This is a genomic window from Paenibacillus chungangensis (assembly GCF_042675905.1).
Classification (GTDB): Bacteria; Bacillota; Bacilli; order Paenibacillales; family Paenibacillaceae; genus Pristimantibacillus; species Pristimantibacillus chungangensis.
Genome location: NZ_JBHTJZ010000063.1, coordinates 1 through 20,047, shown reverse-complemented (window position 1 = coordinate 20,047; position 20,047 = coordinate 1). Strand labels below are relative to the sequence as shown.

9 protein-coding genes and 1 pseudogene are annotated in these 20,047 nt (G+C 53.4%); 3 read left to right on the top strand and 7 right to left on the bottom strand.

The annotated features are described in order from the left end of the window. Window positions 1-112: 112 nt before the first annotated feature. The 4 genes from ACFQ2I_RS20215 to ACFQ2I_RS20200 all read right to left on the bottom strand — a co-directional run bounded on the left by ACFQ2I_RS20215 (window position 113) and on the right by ACFQ2I_RS20200 (window position 11,858). Entirely contained in the window at window positions 113-9,274 is a 9,162-nt protein-coding gene (locus ACFQ2I_RS20215; protein WP_377567479.1) for a cadherin-like beta sandwich domain-containing protein, read from the bottom strand. Between the two features lie 4 nt (window positions 9,275-9,278). Beyond that, a complete protein-coding gene (locus ACFQ2I_RS20210; RefSeq protein WP_377567477.1) occupies window positions 9,279-9,752 on the bottom strand; it encodes a hypothetical protein in 474 nt (157 codons plus the stop codon). Window positions 9,753-9,900: 148 nt separating this feature from the next. Next, entirely contained in the window at window positions 9,901-10,596 is a 696-nt protein-coding gene (locus ACFQ2I_RS20205) for a response regulator (protein WP_377567475.1), read from the bottom strand. Between the two features lie 53 nt (window positions 10,597-10,649). Continuing rightward, window positions 10,650-11,858, bottom strand: a complete 1,209-nt coding sequence (locus ACFQ2I_RS20200) for a sensor histidine kinase (protein ID WP_377567473.1) — start codon at window positions 11,856-11,858, stop codon at window positions 10,650-10,652. A 300-nt stretch (window positions 11,859-12,158) separates the two neighbouring features. On the opposite strand from ACFQ2I_RS20200, the gene ACFQ2I_RS20195 reads away from it, so the two are divergent. Together ACFQ2I_RS20195 and ACFQ2I_RS20190 are read left to right on the top strand one after the other, a co-directional pair. After that, window positions 12,159-12,773, top strand: a complete 615-nt coding sequence (locus ACFQ2I_RS20195) for an NAD(P)-dependent oxidoreductase (protein WP_377567471.1) — start codon at window positions 12,159-12,161, stop codon at window positions 12,771-12,773. Window positions 12,774-13,461: 688 nt separating this feature from the next. After that, window positions 13,462-17,343, top strand: coding sequence for an S-layer homology domain-containing protein (locus tag ACFQ2I_RS20190; protein ID WP_377567469.1), 3,882 nt, complete (start codon window positions 13,462-13,464; stop codon window positions 17,341-17,343). A 125-nt stretch (window positions 17,344-17,468) separates the two neighbouring features. On the opposite strand, the gene ACFQ2I_RS20185 is transcribed toward ACFQ2I_RS20190, so the two are convergent. Beyond that, window positions 17,469-18,149 (bottom strand): group II intron maturase-specific domain-containing protein, encoded by a 681-nt coding sequence (locus ACFQ2I_RS20185; protein WP_377567503.1) that lies wholly within the window; start codon window positions 18,147-18,149, stop codon window positions 17,469-17,471. Between the two features lie 76 nt (window positions 18,150-18,225). On the opposite strand from ACFQ2I_RS20185, the pseudogene ACFQ2I_RS20180 reads away from it, so the two are divergent. Beyond that, window positions 18,226-18,528: pseudogene (locus ACFQ2I_RS20180) on the top strand (group II intron maturase-specific domain-containing protein); the annotation flags it as partial. A 71-nt stretch (window positions 18,529-18,599) separates the two neighbouring features. Here the strand turns inward: ACFQ2I_RS20180 and ACFQ2I_RS20175 are convergent. Together ACFQ2I_RS20175 and ACFQ2I_RS20170 are read right to left on the bottom strand one after the other, a co-directional pair. After that, a complete protein-coding gene (locus ACFQ2I_RS20175) occupies window positions 18,600-19,274 on the bottom strand; it encodes a hypothetical protein (protein WP_377567467.1) in 675 nt (224 codons plus the stop codon). Between the two features lie 63 nt (window positions 19,275-19,337). Then, window positions 19,338-20,047 (bottom strand): RNA polymerase sigma factor (locus ACFQ2I_RS20170; RefSeq protein ID WP_377567465.1); only part of this gene is annotated, 710 nt, incomplete at its 5' end.

Genomic DNA, 20,047 nt, shown 5'->3' with positions numbered 1-20,047 from the left:
GTGCAGAAGTTTGCTAATATAAAAGTATGGAAGGCGTAAATCTCGCATGAATCGCCAATACCGTTTTGCTGAGTGCGAGCTGCAGTGCCTATTGACGATGAACGTTACTCGATTATAAGACATTCCTTAGCGTATTCAGATAGACTTCTACAAGCAGCTTGATCACCTCTGCGCGGGTCGTCTGCTCGAGCGGAGCGAGTAGCCCTTCGCTGCGGCCGTTCACGAGCCTGGCTTCCATCAAGGACGCTGCCGCGGACATCGCCCACTCAGGCACCGCCTCTTCATCCTTGAAGCTGTTCAACGCCGACGGATCCCCTTCCGGCAGCTGAAGCGATCTTGCCAACATCGTCATCATCTCCGCTCTTGTGATCGACTCATGAGGACGGAAAGTGCCGTCGGCATAACCTTGCACGATGCCATAACGATGGGCTGTCAACACATACTCCGTCCCCCATGCCGGCATATCCGCCCAGTCCGCGAACGGCGGCAAGCGATCCGAATCCGTTGCTTCAAGATTCGCTTGGGCGGACACCCGATCCGTTCCCGATCCGTCGACTTGTTCAAGCGGCCCGCGATGCGGTCCGAATAAGGCACTGTGCTCGCCAGCGCGCATCAGCATGGCTATGAATTCAATTCGGCTGATCGGTCGTTGCGGACGGAAGGAGCCGTCTTCGAACCCGTTCGCGTAACCAAGGGCCGTGCCAAGCGCAATCCATGGCTCCGCCCAATGGCCGGCTGTATCGCCGAAGGCGGCGCCGGTATCTCCGTCGGTTGCCGGAATACCGGTCGAACCGACCAGGAAAAGCGCAAACGCCCCCAGTTGACTGCTTTCGGCCGTAAGCGTACCGAACCCGAGCCTACTGGCAAGCGGCAGCCACTTCTTCGCTTCGGCATCGTATACGAAGGCTTGCAGACGGTAGCCGTCAGGCAGTATGTCTGGCGTGACACCTAATGCAAATTCAACGACGGCCCGCAGCTCGTTCGAAGCCGGAGCAGCAGCCGCTTCATAGGCGACTGTCAGCGGAAATCCATCGGGCCAGCCATCCGGCATCGCATCCCAAGCCGCTTCCCGAACGCTTTTTTCTGTAATGCGAATAACGGGTTTCGACGCGGCAGGAGCAGTGTGGCCTTGGACAGTCAATTTAAAGCCGTCGCCATACATGAGTTCTTCCGTCCAAAGGGCGCCTTGATCGCTCTCAGAGTCGGAACCGCTGCCTTCTCCGCCTCCGTCTCCGGTGCCGCCATCGTCCCCGCCGCCGGAAGACGGAACGTCCAGCGTCAAGCGAATCCGATACGCTTGGTTGTTCATGCCGTCTTCGGCAAGGATGCGGACGACGATGTCATGGACGGAAGCGTCCGTCACGTCCAATACGTATCGGCCGTCCGCGCCCGCCTCCACGGGCAAGCCGTTACGCGTAACGAGAACCGTCGCTCCGAAGTTGGCAGCGGGCGCCGACAACGCGACGATTGCCGTGCCGGCTTCAGCGGCGGCAGTGTACGTGTACATACCGGGCCGGAAGGCCGGGCTGAGCGGCACGATCCTGCCCGCCGTCCCGGCTTGCAGCTGCAGCGCAGCCAGCTGCGCGTTCGCGCTGACCTGTTCCGGCTCCAGATATGCCCGCTGCACCGTCACCCGGTACTGCCTCGTCGTCACACCGTCGGCAGCTGTGACGCGAATGCGAATGTCGTTGTCGCCTGGCATAAGACGCAGCTCGAAGCGGCCTTCCGCGCCCTGCCGCTTTGCTCCGTTCAGGAACAGCTCGAGCGTGGCTCCGGCATCCTCCGGCATAGGAGCAAGACGTACCGTGTCTATGTCGGATTGAACCGCCGCGGTGTATGCATGAACGGCAGGATCAAAGTCCAGGTCGAAGAAATCAGTCTCAAGATTAGCCAGCGAAGCGCGATTGGATAACGTTCGGTTCACGAGAACCGTATAAATTGATCGGGTATAGCCATTTTCCGCCAACACCTCAAGCTTTACCTCATTACCGCCCGGCCTCAGCTGAAGGGAATATTCGCCTCCTGCGTCCGGATGCGCCGGCAAGCCGTTAACCGCAACCGTCAAGCCGGCGGACGGATGCGAAGGCGTGGCGAGCATCATAATGGCGCTTTGCTCGTAAGGCACTTCCAGTTCGACAACCGCTTGCCCCGCATAAGTCTCTGTCAGCCATTCCGGACTGAATGCCAACGCGCCAAGCGACGCATCGGCGGATAATGTCTTTACGACGTTAACCGTATACGTTCGGGAGACCTGCTCTCCCGATCCATCCGTAACGGAGGCGGTTATCGTCAATTGATGACGATCCCCCGCCGGTAGGTAGATCGCAGAGCTTTCCCATCCGCTGGTCAGATATCGTTCGGAGGCCGGTTCACCGTTCACCGTCAGCCGAATGACCGCTGTCGGATCAACGGCCGACGGACGAACGGTTATATAATTCGTATCGGCAGGAATTGTCGCCAGCGCCTCGCCGCTGCTTTCCTTCAGCGGCAGCTCGATCGTTTCGTACGCGCCTGGCGCGTTCACCTGCAGCCGCTCCAGCTCAGCCGATTGACTTTTCTTCACGAGCAAGGTATACATGCGAGCGGTGACCAGCGTGTCGCCCTCCTTGACCAAGGCCGCAATCCGAATGTCCGTCCAGCCTTCTCCCGGACTCACTTTGAACGAGCCGTCCGGCTGAGGCGGCACCAGACTTCCGGCGACGCTGACTTCGGCGTAGACGCGGTAGACAGAATCTGTAACGGTCTGCCCGTGTTCCGTATATTCGCCCAAGAAAGGCAGCACGTATAAATCGTCCGTCTCGTAAGGAATAGCTGCGTACAGACTCGTTCCTAATTCATCCTCCGCACCCTGCAGCGGCAGCGGCTCTTGCGGATTGCCCTGATGGACCAACAGTCCGGACAGCGCAATATTCCGCTCCGGCTGACCGGTAACCGTCAGCGTATACGAGCGCGAAGCGCTGGTCAGGCCGTCACTAACGGCGATCGTCAGTGCGTAAGTACCCGGCTGAATATTCGGAACGGACGGATCGCCGGTCAGCTCAGCGGCTCGCAGCAAGCCCGTCTCCCTCTCCAGCACCAGTCCGGGCGGCACGCTGAAGCTGTCGCCCCATCGCCATTCGTAGCTGCCTTCCCGACCGCCGGCCGCCTGCAGCATGAACGCGTACGGCTCGGATGCATCAAGCTGCAGCTCACTCAGCGCCGCCGTCTCGATCCGCAGCGGCTCAGTCGCATCGGAGGCGTAATTGTCGCGCTCCGGAGCCGGCGCGTTACCGATTACGCGGCCGTAATAACCGTCCTCGTTCGAGATGACGACATCGATCTCCGCTCCAGGATAGGTCTCATCCGGCACCTCCGACTCATCGTCGGAGCCGCATTCCTCCACACACAAGTCGACCGTTCGCCGCAGCACGGCGCGGAACGTGCCGTCCGGCGCCAGCGTTCCCTTAATAATGGGAGAAGCGTGATAACCAGACTCCTCCTCACACGAGGACCCGCCTGACGGCAAACATCTGAACTGCAACGTTTCCGTGCTGTTGTCATAGATATTCGTCCAGTTCGCAAGCGTAAATGACGGATCGAAGCAGCGGCCCCGCTCTTCTTCCGGCAAGCTGTCACAGGCTTCCGTTTCTTTCAGCAGCACCTCGTCCAATGCGACGCGCTTTCCGCTGCCGTCGTACAGATCGACATAGACGACTTGATCCCCCTCGAACAAAAACCATTTGCCCGGATCAACCGCCTCCGCCTCTTCCTTCGTCTTGACGGATACCCTCAGTTCCAGATCGTAGGCCGGTGTTTTCGGTTCGCCCGCATACGTGAACGGCACAGCATTGCTGACCCCGCCTCGAGTGACGACGACCACGTCCTTCGTGCCGTATCCCGGCGGCAGGAAGACCGACATGCCAGTCCCATCCGAATAGTTGACGTAAGATTGCAGCGCCTCTCTCGCACCGACATATACTTTGCCGTCTTCTGTGAAGTGCTCGCCTGTGAGCTGCACCAGCAGGCTTCCGGCTCCATCGGTAAAGCCCTGGTCGATTGCCTCAAGCAGCACAGGCGCTGGCTGCGGCGCCTGGCCGATCGCCACATATAAATAATCATATTCGTAGTAACCCATAAAACGATCCGCTCCGCGCCGCCAAGCCTGCCGTAGCTCGGCGTCTCCGGACACGAGGGCAGCCGCTCCTTCGGTAGAATACGAACCGTCGGCGAAAGGCAGCCATGCGCCATCATGCGGCGACCAGTAGTACCAGCCCAACCAATCGTCGGCGTATACCTGCGAGTATTCATCATAGATCAACTCGAAAGGAGCCGGCATCGTTGTAGAGGGACGGATCAGCTTGTAATATGCGCTGCCCCCGTATGGCGTGAAGGCCCCTGCGCTGCCGCCTTCGGGAATGCCGTCCAGACCGCTTACCCATAACCCCGCTTCCGTTGTAACCTTGACCTTGTCAAAGACGCTGAAAGCTGTTCCGTAGCTCTCCGCTTCGCTTATGTTGAAAATCAAAGTTTTTTCGACGGAACGCGGCGCGGTGGCGATATGCCCTCCGCTGTCTGTAGCCGATGCGCGTAATTCGGCTTCAGATATGTTCACCTTGACAGAATACACGCCAGCCTTCGTGAACGTGCCCGCCAAATAACCGGCAGTCCGACCCTCATCGTCTGCGGAGAAAGAGAGGCCTGGAGGTAGCGTTCCTTCGATCAGCTCAAAGGAGAACGGCCCGACTCCGCCTTTCACTTGCTCCGACAACGCATAATGGAACGGATCGCCGACCTGCGCCGCAAATCTCCACTCGCGCTTGGACGGATCAAGCCTCAGGGGCTGAAGGACCGTAAACATCACGGCAACATTGGCCGTTCCGTCCGCTTGGTACGGCGTCTTGACGCCGACCTCGTAGACGCCTTCCTCGCGCGGAATACCGCTGATCGTACCGCTTCTCCGGTTCAGCGCCATCCCATCCGGCAACTGGCCGGAGACCAGCTCGAAGCAAGACAGCGGGCTTGCGTCGGAACAGGCATAGGAATGCCATTGCTCGTATCCGTCCAGAGCCACGTTCATGACGAACGGCTCGCTCGCCCACAGCTCGTAGCCGTAGCTCGCTCGAACCGGCTCCGGCTGTCTTGGCAGCACTTCCAGTGTCGTCTCCACGATTAATCCGCTTCCATCCCCCACCTCGAATCGAAGCGGATATTCCCCGATTGGCAGTCGATCCGGATATATGTTGACCACGTTTAGCTTCACCTGCCCGTTGTCGTCCGTATATACGGATTGGCTGTAGCCTTCGAATGTGGCCAGAAACTTGTATTCGTCATAATCGTTGCGATCCATCGAAGCATCCCCGATTTCTCCCGTATAGACGCGCAGCCCTTGCCGCTCCAGTTCCTCCGCGTTCAGAAGGGTTAGCTTGCGGCCGGCCAGCGGCTCGCCTTTATAAGCTCCGCCGGACTCAGATGCGCCGGCGCTATAGCCGCCTTCCGAGCGAAGCATAATGGTCAGTTCCGATTGCATCGTCGCCAATGCATGCATCATTCCGGTATCGCCCCAATAGTCGTGAATATCCGGAGTTAGCTGGACGCGGCTGTTCGCCGTGCTAGCTGGAACGGGATGCAGAGCGATGCGCGCATATCCGATCGGAATCCGGCTGCCGTTCGTGGCGTGCTCGGCGATCAGCAGCAAGCTGCCCGAGCGGGTTCCCGTCATCGCATAGTTGTCGTAAGATACGCTCAAGCGTACGATTCCGTGTTCATCTGGAGCGGTTACGCGGGATTCCTCCTCGCCCAGCAACGAAGAGCGGCCCGCCGGTAGCCAACGTACAAGCCACTGGCTCGGATCATCGACGTACCGACCCAGATCAAATTGAAACTCCGCCTTGTCCTCTCCGTCGGCCGTCAAAGCTGTCTTATCGCTCTCCGCCAGCGGTAGCGAGTACGACCAGACGTCAAGTCTGGAATAAGCCTTGTCATCCAGATAAACAAGTCGGCCATTGTGTTCGTCATACGCAAAACCCGCTCCCCCGCGGCCCCAGGCTTCGCTTTCCTTCGGCAGCCTTCCGGATTCGTCGATAAGCCCGCCCAATTGCCCGCCTTCGGTCGATATCGAGTACAGCCGTTCAACAGTAATAGGGCGGTCCTGCTCCCTTATCGTCGCGGGAGTCGTTTCTGTAACCAGCACGTACAGCTTGCGTTCGCCGCGCGAATAGACCAGCTGCGTGCCTTCATCCGGCGACAACGTCAGCTTGCTGCCGCCTTCCGCCTCGGACCACTGCAGCGTATCGGGATCGAACAGCCAAATCTCCTCCTCGCGCTCCTGCGGCACAAAGGCGGCTCCGTTTAAATGTTGACCGATCAGCACCGCCTTCCCGATTTCCGGCACATAGGTCATAATTTGCTTCCCGCTGCGCGGGCTCGGACTATTCAACGCTGCGACTTTTTCAAATCTTCCCTCGTCCGGATGGAACAGCCACGTCTCATTCGACAGCTTGGGCTTATAGGCTCCGGATTGATGGTAGTTTCCGTAATCGCCTCCGAAGACGAGCAGCCGTCCGTCCGGCAACGCCGCTGTTGCGGCATCGAACACCGTCGGCCCCGACCCGTCCTTCGGATCCTCGTACAGTCTTATTACGCCCCGCTCGTCCCAGCGGTAGACATCGCCCGCGTAATCGCCTTGATAATAGTAAGGCTGCTCCGCTCCACCGAAAATATAAGCCCAACCGTCCTCCGCCTCACCTTCCGGATAAACGTAAGACATGGAGGTATGGTACGGCAGTTCCAGTTGCGCCGCCTGCTCAAACGCGCTTCCATCGTAAAGCACCGCTCCGCGGCCCGGCAACACCAGGGCGAGACTGCCCAGCTGATCGTGCCAGAGCGCGCTGCCGTAGCCTCTCACCATACCCGTCGGCTCGGCGTGAACGACGCTCCATTCCCGCTCGTTCCTTACGTCCGCCTCACTAACGCGCAGCCGATGCTTCGTTCCCGTGCGGTATAGCGCACCGTTCCATTCCGCTATCACCTCGAATTCATAATCGCCAGCTGTCAGCTGGGACGGCACCGTCTGCAGTCGCCCCTGTTCGTTCAGCTCGTACATCTCCGCCGGCAAGTTGCCTTCCACCCGCCAGATTACACCGTCGGCGCTTGTGCCGTCCGGCTGCGAGAGCCGGAATTGCCGGCTCCATAACTGTCCAGTCTGCAGCTCAGCCTCGATTCGCTCCGGATACATTTGGTTGACGGAAAGCGGAAGCTCGAACTCGCGGCTGCCCCCTTCACGGTCCGTTGCCTTCAGGCGTATCGCGTATACCCCTTCACGTGTCTGCGGCGTTCCTTCAAGCCGATATTTACCGTTCCCGTTCGGCGCAGAGCCGACGCGCGCCAGCTCTAGCCCTTCAGGCAGCAAGCCGGACGCCTTGAGCGTCGTGTTGCCGGCTCCTCCGAGAGCCTGAAGCTCGCCAGAGTCGTAGTAAGCGCCGCCGACCGCATCCGGCAACGCGCCGATCGATAGTTCCATCGGCTTGATTACGGATTCGCTGACATAAGACAATGCGCCTCCGGAGCAATTCTCGATCGTCTGCTCCTTGCTGGAGCAGGTCAACGTCGCCCTGCCGCTACCGCCCCCCAATGCGGACAGATCGAAGTTGAACGGAACAGGCAGCGTCATCATCGGCAATCGCACTTCGCCTCCGATGCCTAGCTTCTTGGCCTTAATCGTACCCTGATAGACGAATCCGATCATGGCTCGCGGATGATAGTCTACGTCAAAACTCAGCTCAAACGTTCCTTCCTCGTCCGCGAGCTGCGGTGGCGGTGTTGCGCCGATATCCGATACATGCAGCAGCAGCGCGTCATAAGGATAAATAACGGAAGTCTCCTGCACCGGAACCGGTACATTGCGGAACCCGTGATCGTAGCCGGACATAGTCTCCACCGTGAGTCCGTCGGTTGCTTCGAATCCAGTCAACTTCGGATAGTCGCCATAAACCATTACGACAGGCTGCATCAGAAATCCGATTGAAAATACCCCCGCCTCGAAAAACGGCAAACCGATACCGATCGAATCATCTGTGAACAGATCGATGGTACAGGAGATGACGTTGCAATCGAGCACTTCTTTGTCGAGACCGATTTTTTCCTTAATACCAAAAGCCTCGGACTTGCCGAAGAGCGGAGCCGCATACTTGCCTCCGACCTGCATGTGCAATCCCGGCGATACGCCGCTGGCGGCGCCGGCAATCTTCAGAATATCGAGTTTGACGTCGAAATCGTGGCCGACAACCGTTCCCTTGAGACCAACGTTCAGACGAAGCCCCGTCTCTGCAAACAGCGTACGATGCTCTTCCTGGCGGAGCGGCTTCACGTCCACCTCCAGCATCGCCTTGTTCCGCAGCATCCGCTGGTCCCGTTGCTGAAGCGTCTCTCCGGGCAACAGACGGCTTTCCTGATACGGCAAATACCGCAGCGGCTTCTCCAGGCGCGCATCGACTTCAAACGGAAAGCTCCAGTTTAAATCCAGTCCCGCAAATGCTTCAAAGTACAAGGAAACGGTTAAAAATGCGCCTACCTTCACGGCAGGGACGCTTTGGTTCCATTTGTAGGATTTCGAATAATCTCCCGATACTGTAGCATAACGCTTGTCCGCCCATTCGTTCGGATCGGCCATTGCTGTTATAGCCCCCTCCTGGGATGAAGCCGATTCAATGGACACTTCCTGCTTGACAGTCTGACCGTCAAACCCTTTTTGGCGATCGCCCAATTCCATTACTTCCTCTTGCCTATTGAACGCTTCAGCTTGCCGCTGCAGCTGCTCTGCAGTCAGCGGACCGTTCTGTTCAGGTTCCACCATTTCCGCCGTCTGCATATCGCCGACGACCAACGCTTCAATGCGTCCGTCCGGCTGCTCGTAGCCGGCCACTACGACCGGCGTTTGCGGAAGCAGACGACGCGAACCATCCGTTGTGACGACATCCGTATAGCTTCGTACAGTCACTTCAACGATTTGTCCGGCTTCCTGCTTATAAGCGTATACCTCCTCGCCTGCCAGCACCTCAAGCTCGATCAGGGAGACGGTATATCCGGAAGCTGTCGCCGCCTCCAGCACTCCGAAATAAAGCGCTTGCTTGCTCTTGTCGATTTCCGGCTCCCGTTCGGCAGACAGAAGCCATGGCTCCGTACCGTAGACAGCCGAGCCTGAGGATAAAGCTTCCACATGTCTTACAGGTGCCAGTATCGAAATTATCGTTGCCACTATTAACACTACCGACAACCCTCGATGATTCCTTTTACTCATTGTCTTACCTCCCGTTTTCTTTATCCAAGCGCCATTGCAGCTGCCGCAAATAATGATTCAACCGTTGTTGCGCCGCATATTTCAAAAAGGGGGCAATCAGCCGGTATAGCGGCGAGTCGTCTATGATTAAGTCTAGTTCATAACCGAAAAGAGCATAATTCTTCTCTTGAAGCACTGTCCTTCTAATCCCAATATTCATCTGCATAATCGGTCTGGAGGTCCGAAAGCTTCTCGCTGCAATGAGGCGATTCGGTTCATACTCCGTCACCTTGTACCATGCGGTCATCGGCACTCCCCATTCCTCCATCCGCTCTACGTACTGGCTGTGCCGGCAGACCGGCTCCGGCGTGATATATTCGATATGGCGAATATCTCCGCGCCACAACGGATCATTGCGTCCGTCGGCCACAAACGCGAACACGTCCTGCGAAGCCCGCCGAATCGGTACCTGTCCGCTTACGCGAACGACAGCTCTCATCAAAAAAACGCCCCTCTCTCCGATTCTCTATGAATTGTAACAATATGCCGCTTGGCGCCATAGATGAACAACGTCATATGAACAACTGAAAAAAACCCCATGCATATGACCTTCGTCATATGCACGGGGGTTAGCTGACCGATATGTTCTACGGTCTTAACATCCTATCGAGCCCGCCCATGCGCTCCTGAAGCCACGCCATCGCTTCACCGCGCCGGGCGACTTTCATTTTTCGATATATCCCTCCGACATAATTTTTAACCGTCCCCTCGCTCAAGAACAGCTCGCCGGCAATATCACTGTTTCGCCTTCCTTTCATTAACAATCGGATAATATCGATCTCGCGGGGCGAGAACAGCTCTTCCCATTCCCTATCGGCCTTTGAGGCCTCGTCTGCCGGCGAAACCGATTCGCCGCCCGCTGTCAGCCAAGCTTGCAGTCGCTCCAGCACGATCGCTGGGAAGTTCATCCTTCCCGCCATGCCGTCGCGAATAATCCGAACCATATCTTCCGTATCGCTGTCCTTTAGCAAGTAACCAACGGCTCCGGCCTGCATCGCCCGCCATATATAATCGTCATCCTTGAACGTCGTTAGCATAAATATCAGCACGTCCGGACTGCGCTCCTTGATGCGGCGGGCCGCTTCCAGACCGTCCATAGTAGGCATATGAATATCCAGCAGGGCCGCCGCCGGCTGCAGCTTACCGATCAATTCCACCGCTTCCTGACCATCGGCCGCAGTTCCAAGCACTCGGAAGCCCTCCTCCGCATGGAGTAAAGCTGCAAGCCCTTTACGCATGAGCGGCTGATCGTCCGCGATGACAAGCGTTATCTCATCGTTCATAGAATCTGACTCTTCTCCCCTTTCAGTCTATTGAAGGCCCTCTTCCCTTGTCGTCATGGCCGGTCGCTCTGGTTATAATCTCCTTCAGCGTCAGCCAGCTCTGACTCGTCCTCCTGAAGCTTGAACGGAATTGCGATGCGGAGACTCATGCCGTTCTCTCTCATTCCTATTCCTTTCTTGCCAGCGCGAACGGAGAGCGTTCCCCCGGTTTCCCTTACGCGTTCCTGCATGGAGGTGAGCCCGAAGCCATACGGCTGTTCCCTCCAGGGCAGCCCATCGTTATCCAACTGAAAGACAATCATATCGTTGGACAGCTCCAGCAAAAAATCAAACTTGCCGCATTTGCCATGGCGAACGCCGTTGGTCAGCCCTTCCTGCAGCGCGCGGTACAACGCCATCTCGACCTTCGGCGCAAATCGTGGAAGGGACGGAGGCAGATCGGCGTCAATTGTCACTTCCATCTGCCGTTCAGTCTCCCTAATTAGCGCTTCAATAGCGGGAAGCAGTGAAGGCAACGAACGTTCCTCTTGGAGAAGCTCAACAACCTGCCGTACCTCCCGCAACCCTTTCACCAGCTGTTCCTGCGTCTGCTCCAGCATTTCCCCGACCAATGCAGGGTCTGACCCCATAAGCTTGCGCGACGCTTTCACCCCGGTCAACGCAGCAAGAAGCGTATGGCCCATCGTATCGTGCAGCTCCCTCGATACACGAGTACGTTCCCGCAAGATCGTCTGCCGCTCCAACTGGACAGCCGATTCCGCAAGCCTCTCGTAAGCCGCCCCGAGCTGTTGGCGCTGCATGACCGCCAGCCTCGCCAGCGAGCTGATGCCGAAAAAGATCAAGTACTCGAACGCTCTCGGAAAGATATAGGAAATCTCTTCAAAAGAAGGGTATCCGTAGTGAATCCAATGACCGATGGCAAACCCCAGGTAGCTGACGAGCGTCATAACCGCTCCGGCACGAAAGGAACGAAAGCTGACCTCGGCAACTAACACGAACAAAAATACTTGGCTAATAAAATCGCCGTCATAAATAACGATTCCGAATGCCAGCAGCCATTGCGCAACGCAATAGACCGCATATGGCCAGCCTCGCGAAACGCGAAAATAAGGAATGAACTCCCGTAGCGCATAGAGTGCCAGGTAGCCGGCAATGAGACCCTGCATCGCCGCTGGCCGCCCATCCTCCCACATCATCCATCCAATCAACAGAATCAGCATCGTCACGATTATGCCCATCATTCTTTCCAGTCTGTCTGCCATGTGCCTTTCTAACCGCTCCTGTTATTGTTGTCGTTTAAAAATGTTATTCGACAAAAATTGTCGCTCCCCTGCTCAGAACGACTTACTTTTACAATATTAACTACTTAGGAACCCGGCTTCGGCAGCTTGTAGATACGCAACCGCCTCCCCTCAACCCCGTTGCTGTGCATACGATAGTTTTTTCGTTGATTATGTCAGGCTCATTGACAAACGCGGAGGCGAAGATTCCTCGGAAGCTTCCTTCTTCCGAATATTCCAGCATATAATAAATGCAGTAGAGAGAAGGAGGACATCCCAAGCATGAAACTATTCGTTGCAGGCGCAACCGGTAAAACAGGACAAATTGTCATTCGAATGGCACTTCAAAAGGGGCATCAAGTTACGGCATTCGTCCGGTCTCCGGATAAGCTAAAGCCTCATGACAGGCTGACGGTCATACCAGGGAATGTAACGTCTGCCGATCATTTATCCGCCGCCATGAGCGGACACGATGCCGTCATCAGCTGCCTGGGCACAGAAGGAACGGGACCTTCAACGTTTCTGTCCGATACCGCGGAGGCTTTGACAACCGCCATGCTGGTTAACCGAATCGATCGAATCGGGTATGTGGCTTCGGCAGGCATTCATGGGGAAATTGACGGCATCTTCGGCAAGCTAATTATGCGAGTTCTGCGCAACGTCCTTCAGGATCATGCTAGGGCCGTTAAGTCGCTGCAAGATTCCGGATTGGCGTATACGGTTGCACGCCCGATGGGGCTAACCGACAAGCCGGGCAAGGGAGAATGGCGTATTGCAATCGAAGGCCTCCCCTCACGACCTGGCCGCAGCATCGCACGGGAAGACGTGGCCGCTTTTATTTTGGATGCCGTGGAGAACGAACGTTATCTGCATAAATCGGTTGCTATCGCATATTAAATCGGTCTAACAATTATTAAACTACATTTTTTGCCTTACATCGAAGGTGAAGACAGACATCAAATTCATACGTCAAATACTGGTTAAGTTTCTTGATCCGCATTTTTATTGGAATAGGGCTTTTCCTCGATCCTTCAACAGTCGAATTTACAAGACCATCACCATCACACCTGACTGCAGATACTTTCGGATGCGTTTCAACTTTGCACGAATGGAGAAAGAGAAGAGCCCAGCACGGCGACAAAGCACATATCGGGAGCGGACATGCTTATGCATCTGCCGATAAGAATGCGCATGAAATCGAATTAGTAAAAGAAATAGGCGAGTTGCGACGCGCGAATGAAATCCTCAAGGACGCATGGCCCCCAGCTGTTTATCGCGAAAATATACTGTTACATGCAGCTTAGTAAAGGGATTTCGCTACATTATTTTATCCTCCATTACATCCCAACTATTAGTCTTTCCGCACTAACAGTGAACAACACTCCACATGGCTAGTAAGCGGAAAGCGACCGCTTTGCCGCGGCATCTTCTGTTACAGTCGCTTAATATTGCATCGAATCAAAGTTTTCAAGCGCGAACTTAAAGTTTTCTTTACATTTCACTAATGGGCTAATATACCATGATAAGATGCAAGGAGGAATATCGAAATTATTTATCATTTATTGCACTACAGGAGGAAAATACGATGAAAAAACGACTGGTCAGCTTGCTGTTAGCGTTGCTGCTGAGCTTGCCCCTCCCTGCTGCCTATGCAGCAAGAGAGGGTACAAAGTCAGACATCCAAGGGCATTGGGCGGAGAAACAGCTGGTGGATTGGATCGGCAAAGGCCTTATTAAGGGTTATGGGGATGGCTCATTTAAGCCGGATGGAGCGATCACAAGAGCAGAATTTATAGCTCTGGTGAACCGTTCTTTTGGACTTACTGACAAGTCAGAAGTGACCGTTAAAGATGTAGATTCACAGAGATGGGAGTACGAGCAGGTCGCAATCGCTTTGCATGCCGGGTATATTAGCGGCTATAGCGATGGCACGATGAGAACGGGCAATAAGGTCACACGCCAGGAAGCGGCTGTGATGATGGCCAAGCTGCTCAAGCTGGACACTTCCGCGAGTGCCGCTCTGAGCACATTTACAGACGCCGCTCAAGTTCCCGATTGGAGCAAGGCCATGATGGGTGCAGCCGTTGCTAAAGGGATAATTAACGGTTATGACAACGGCACGCTTGGATACGATAAAATGATGACACGCGCCGAGACGATCGTCATGCTCGATCGTGCGCTCGGTGTCAAAGTCGCAGTCGTATATGATCAAGCAGGCGTATACGGACCTGAAACGGGCCATGAGACGATCGCTGGCGACGTTCTTCTTAACGCTAGCGGAGTGTTGCTAAGAAACGTGACGATCAAAGGCAATCTAACCTTTGGCGAGGGGATTGGCGAAGGCGAGGCCATGATTCTAGGCGTTAAGGTAGGCGGAAATACTTTCGTTCACGGCGGAGGGATGAATTCTAACTATATCGTAGAATCGGATCTTGGCGAGGTTGAAGTGAATAAGCCATCTGGCGATGTTAGAGTCGCGATAGATGTCCAGAGTACAATAAATCATATGATGATGTACACCAATACGACAATAACACCTACAACTGCAGCAGAAGCGACGGCAGCAGTATCACCAGAAATCGCTAAGGAGCGAGAAGTAAAAGTATTATCATATGTAAATACACCTGCTGCAGCAAGTGTAACAGTTACAAGTACATCTTCAGCTGGTGGAGCAAGTGCAGGAGTTGGAGCAGCGGCTATCACTACTCCAGTTGTAGTCGCTGCTTCTGTTGGACCATTTGCGGTAGCTGCAATTCAAGCTGGCGTAGGTACACTTAATACAGGAGACAATTCCCAAACGCGTGTAACAGGCGATCTCGATAACCTTAATGTTATCGGCAGTAATTCCCAAACAATCGTAACAGGCAATGTCAGTAACGTTACTGTTAGCGGGAACGATGCGAATGTCACGACAATAGGTAACGTAGGTCAAGCTACTATTTCCGGGAATAATAACACAATTGAAAGTGAAGGTGAGATCGGGAACATAACCACTGCTCCTGACTCGTATAACAATACGTATACTGTAGTCTATAGGGACGGCACTATGAAGGACTTTCCATTAGGAAGTGGATCAACATATACAGGCGTTAGCTCTAACAATCCACCTGTGACGTCTGCTCCTTCAACTCCTTCAACTCCTTCAACTCCTTCAACTCCTACTGACACGACACTCTCCATGCGGGATGCGAAGACGGTAGGGGCGAACAAGTTTGAAGTGAGGTTCAATAGGAGCATCGATCCAGCAGCGGTTCGTCTATCCGTCTCAAAGAATGGCTCTCCAATAGATTTTCAAGCCGTCCCGGATCATGAGAAAGTCTACTTGACCCTCACTGAGAAATTGACGGAGGGAACATACACCGTAACCGCAAGCTACACCGATTCGTCAGCAGTCATAGGTTCAAGGAGCGTAGATGTATCTGACGAGAGAGTGGTTACGATTTCCTTTGTTAACAACAGAAGTAATGTTTCCCGAGGGACGACGGGCATTATGGTGGATGCTAAAAATCAGTACGGCGAGTCGATGTCAAATCTGTCCGGATTTGAAGTCATCAGTACTGTTCCTGCTACAATTGACGCCAATCGTAAGCTCGTTGTCCTAGATACTTCATCCGAGTCCTTGCCAAATTCATTTTCGATTACAGTGAGAGATGCGGCGAACCAAGTCTCAGTCACTAAAAATTTCAGTCTCGGAATAAAAGCGCGCGGCAACGGGATCAATTTCAGAGGTTCACTGCGCCTAAACGGGCAAGAAGTCTCGCAGGCGTACCGGAATCATACTTACCATTTGAACTTAGATTTGTATGATTTATACGGCAACTTGGTGCTAGCTCCCTTACCACCGGACTCGGGTAGAGTTATCTTCATTAGCGATGTACATGGGATCTCCGCCGGATCGTTGGTCGCCGCACCTGCCGATGAGCCCGGCACTTTATCGCTGCCCCTTACGTTAGGTGATGATGTTCCGGAAGGCCCTTATACCATCGAGATATTAATCGATTTAAAGCACGCCAGTCACACTTTCTATGTGGGCAGCTCACCCGTACAGATTCTCGCGACACCGACAGCCGACCCTGCTGGCGGAGCCGTCGTGTCAGGTACGCAAGTAGCGCTTAGCGCAACGGCTGACGCAACAATCTACTATACGACAAATGGCGGCACGCCGACCACGTCCAGCACGACGTATACCGGACCGATAAACATTACGAGCAGTTTAACGATTAAAGCTATCGCTGTTAAGGCTGGGTGGACGAATAGCTCGGTTGCGACATTTGAATATACGGTCGCGATGCCAATCGTTTTGCCAGACTCGATTTCGCCTTTGACTGAAGGACAACCCTATACCGGCAGCGTAGCGAAGCTGTCTGGGGGAACGGGAGCCGTTACTTATGCAGTGGCGAGCGGAACACTGCCTGCGGGGTTGACTTTAAATCCAAGCACGGGAGCAATTACCGGAACTCCAACAGTGAGCGGCGCGTATGATTTTACGATCAGCGCGACGGATTCGGCAACGCCTCCGGCAACCGTAACTAAGCAATATTCGGGTACGATCACGACGCCTGCTCCGATCTTGACGCAGCTGACATCCAATCCGTCCAATGTTACATTGACGGCAGTTAATGCGGAACAGACACTGATCATTACGGCGAGCTTCGATGACCACTCATCGCTCAACGTAACCGGGGTGGCGCTATATGAGAGCACCAAGCCGAACGTCGCGACAATCAATAAGGGCGTCGTTACGGCAGTTGCAAGGGGAACCACGGATATCGTCGTCACCTATGGCGGCTTAACTTTGAACGTGCCAGTAACGGTGACGATCGCTCCTGCATCTGCCAGTGAGTCACTAGATTTGATCAATGCGGCATCGGCTTCGGGTGATTGGAGTGGCATCACACTAGAAACATTTGAAGATGCCGGAATGATCGGCGTTACAGAAGACACCCTGCTTAGTATTATGCACATGCTTTGGTATGGTTACACCGGGGAAGTGTCTTCTGACCTACTTCAAACTTTTATCGACGCCATGTTGGATTCGATTAACGATTCACTTGAGGATATCAATGCGGCAGCTCAAGGTGATAATTGGGGACTCATTTCCGTAGACCATCTTAGTGTAATTACCGGGAGATATGTCCATGGATCGATTGAAGAGCAAGTCATAACCACTCTTCAAATGCACGAAGCGCACGATTGGACTATAGCAGAGCTTCGAAGTGAAATCGACGCAATCATCTCAGCGATTAAGGTTGTTTTACTTAGTGAAATCAATGATGCAGCTCGAACTGATATATGGGGACTCATTTCTGAAAACCAACTTAGTGTAATCGCCGGGAAATATGTCGATGAAATGAATGTAGAGCAAATCATCACCGCCCTTCAATTGCACGGGGATCGCAATTGGACGCTAGCAGAGCTTCAAAGTGAAATTAATGGCATTCTTGCAGAGCTTGAACAAGAAGAGTAGTAGGAAGCAGAACTACTCGAATTGATGCTCATGTACACCAGCTCCAATCGAGTAGGCCTATGCGCAAGCGCATAGGCCTCTCACAGATCCGGACTTGCGGGTCGACGCATCCGGCTCCTCCATGATTATCCCCGCTGGGACCGAAGGTCTTTGCAAATCAAATAAAGACTACATAGACCGATTTCCTCAAACCACTTGTTCGGCAGGGCATAATGGACGTGTTGGCTTTTTGAGTTCCGCCATGCGGTCATACGCATTTGTGGCATTTCCCTGCCTTTCCATCCTCTTCTTCGCATCTCCCGGTGGAGTTTTCTCACTTTTCGCCAGCTTCGTAGTTGCACCGTCCGAAGTCGCCTTCTGATCCAAGCATCCAGGTCTTGAAACTTCTTCAGCACATCACCTGTCCCGAAGTAGTTGCCCCATCCCCGTATATATGGATTGAGTACTTTCTTCACCAGTTGCTGGACGTCCACGGTTTGATTCCGCCTCTTTATCTCCTTCACCCGCTCTTTGAATTTCGTCATCGCTTTATCTGATGGCGTCATTCGTTTTCCCGGTTTGAATAGATGACCTAGAAATACAAATGATTCTTTTTTGCTGTTGACGATCTTCGTCTTTTCCGGATGAACCGTTAAATTCATTTCTCTTTCCAGCAGTCTGACGACCGACCTCAGGACGCGTTCTGCCCCTTTTTGCGTTTTGCAACAGATGACAAAGTCATCCGCGTATCGCGTCAGCCTGTGTCCTCTTTCGGTCATCGCTTGGTCGAGCGGGTGAAGATAGATGTTGGCTAGAAGTGGGCTTATGACTCCCCCTTATGCAAAGAAAAGAACTATGCAAAGTAATCGGTGAAAAAGCCCGCGGCTACAACGATCAGTAGTGTGGTGCAGTTACTACGCATTAGTGGATTCTCCGAGCATCTTCAAGGAACTGGATGAATGGATACGAAGAAGATTGCGCATGTGTGTCTGGAAACAGTGGAAGCTACCCCGCACCAAAGTGAGGAAGCTAATCGCACTTGGCGTCTCCAAGTCGAAGGCATATGAATGGGGGAATACAAGGAAGAAATACTGGAGAATTGCAAGTAGTCCAATCCTTCACACTACGTTAAATAACCTGTTCTGGATGAATAACGGTTTGAAGAGTTTAACGGACAGATATAAATCCTTGCGGAATATGACATGAACCGCCGTATACCGAACGGTACGTACGGTGGTGTGAGAGGTCGGGGGCTAGGCGCCCCCTCCTACTCGATTTTAAGGTTGGAAGGATGCAGCCCAAGCGAGAGCGGTTGCTTCCGTTAACGGACCGGAGATCAGCATTTTTACATCTAACACAATCCATTCGACAAAGATGGTGCCATCAGGTGCTTCCAGAAGCACGCCGGGATGTTTATCAATCGTAATGTCTTTGCTACGGCCGATTCCGGCCGGAATTTCAGTTATAATCGAGCTGTTGTCCGTAATCAGGCGTTCGCTGACTTTGACTAGCAAACCTGTCGGATCAATGTACTCCAGGTAAGCCGCGCGAAACGGGCCATCGGTGCCTTGAAAAATCCGGATGTTCTCCAGCGTCAGGTTATCTGGTGTATAAGAAGGCAGCAAAAGTGAAAACGCCAGCTTGTTCTGTGCTCCCTCCAATGAAACCTTTTCCGGCTTGGGCGGTCCATTATTCTGATCGTCCATTTCAAATGCCGGTGGAGGTATGGTCAAGGCTGCGCCCGGATCATCAGCGGGTTTCCGCAAGATGATCTGCATCACATTTTGGAAAAAGTCGGAAATGTGGGCATGTGCTTGTTGTGAAATGCTGTTGCCAGAGATCAGTATGCTGGTAATCAGCGAGGCGCACACGATGCCCGAAATGATTTTAACACGGAAGGCCAGTTTTTTCGACGCTTCCGGCGATTTAGTTTCTTCTGCAAGGCGTTCCATGATGGTGTACTATCTGGTACTTCGATCTCTTTAACTAAGTCCTCCCAAAGCCGACCAAATTTATCATTCTCCTGATTCAAACTCATCACCCCATTTCTTTGAAAATTGGACCAAAAGCGCTTTTCTTGCACGGGACAATCGTGTAGCAACGACTTGTTTGTTGATTCCTAATTCAGTGGCTATTTCATTGTACGATATTTCTTCCAAGTAGAATTTGATAAGAAGGGTACTGTATTCAGGTTTCAACTCCATTATGGTTTTATAGAGCACCTGGTTTCGCTCGGAAACTTCAATCGTATGTTCCACGGTAGCGGCCACTTCTGAATTAGCAATTTGCTGTTCAAACATATAGACGTTCTCTAGGCTTGTTTCATGACGCCTTTTTTTCATCGTATCAAAAACTTGATTCCGGATGACTTGCTTTGTCCATTGTTTCAGCGAGTTCTTATTATTCAGTTGGTGATAGTTTTTGGTTACTTTGAGAAATGCCTCTTGGATGATATCTTCTGCCAGGGCGTGATCTTTGAGTAGAAAATAGATTTCACGGTAAGCAAAAGCATAGAAGCTATTATACAAGTACCGTTGAAGATCATGGCCTAATTCCCCAAAGTCAGCCTCTAATAATAGCCACCAGTTTTCATTCATAGTGCCCCCCATTAACTCATTATCATGACTTATGCAGTTCAATCCAAAACCAGGTAATTCGATAAGAGTCATAAAGATATCATCAAAGTTCACGAAAACCCCTTGACTTTCTAGAATCATCACAATAA

Bases quoted from the DNA above. Each gene is read 5' to 3' on its own strand.
- ACFQ2I_RS20175 (WP_377567467.1), bottom strand. From the start codon at position 19,274: ATGGAACGCCTTGCAGAAGAAACTAAATCGCCGGAAGCGTCGAAAAAA.
- ACFQ2I_RS20210 (WP_377567477.1), bottom strand. From the start codon at position 9,752: ATGAGAGCTGTCGTTCGCGTAAGCGGACAGGTACCGATTCGGCGGGCT.
- ACFQ2I_RS20195 (WP_377567471.1), top strand. From the start codon at position 12,159: ATGAAACTATTCGTTGCAGGCGCAACCGGTAAAACAGGACAAATTGTC.
- ACFQ2I_RS20200 (WP_377567473.1), bottom strand. From the start codon at position 11,858: ATGGCAGACAGACTGGAAAGAATGATGGGCATAATCGTGACGATGCTG.
- ACFQ2I_RS20215 (WP_377567479.1), bottom strand. From the start codon at position 9,274: ATGAGTAAAAGGAATCATCGAGGGTTGTCGGTAGTGTTAATAGTGGCA.
- ACFQ2I_RS20190 (WP_377567469.1), top strand. From the start codon at position 13,462: ATGAAAAAACGACTGGTCAGCTTGCTGTTAGCGTTGCTGCTGAGCTTG.
- ACFQ2I_RS20205 (WP_377567475.1), bottom strand. From the start codon at position 10,596: ATGAACGATGAGATAACGCTTGTCATCGCGGACGATCAGCCGCTCATG.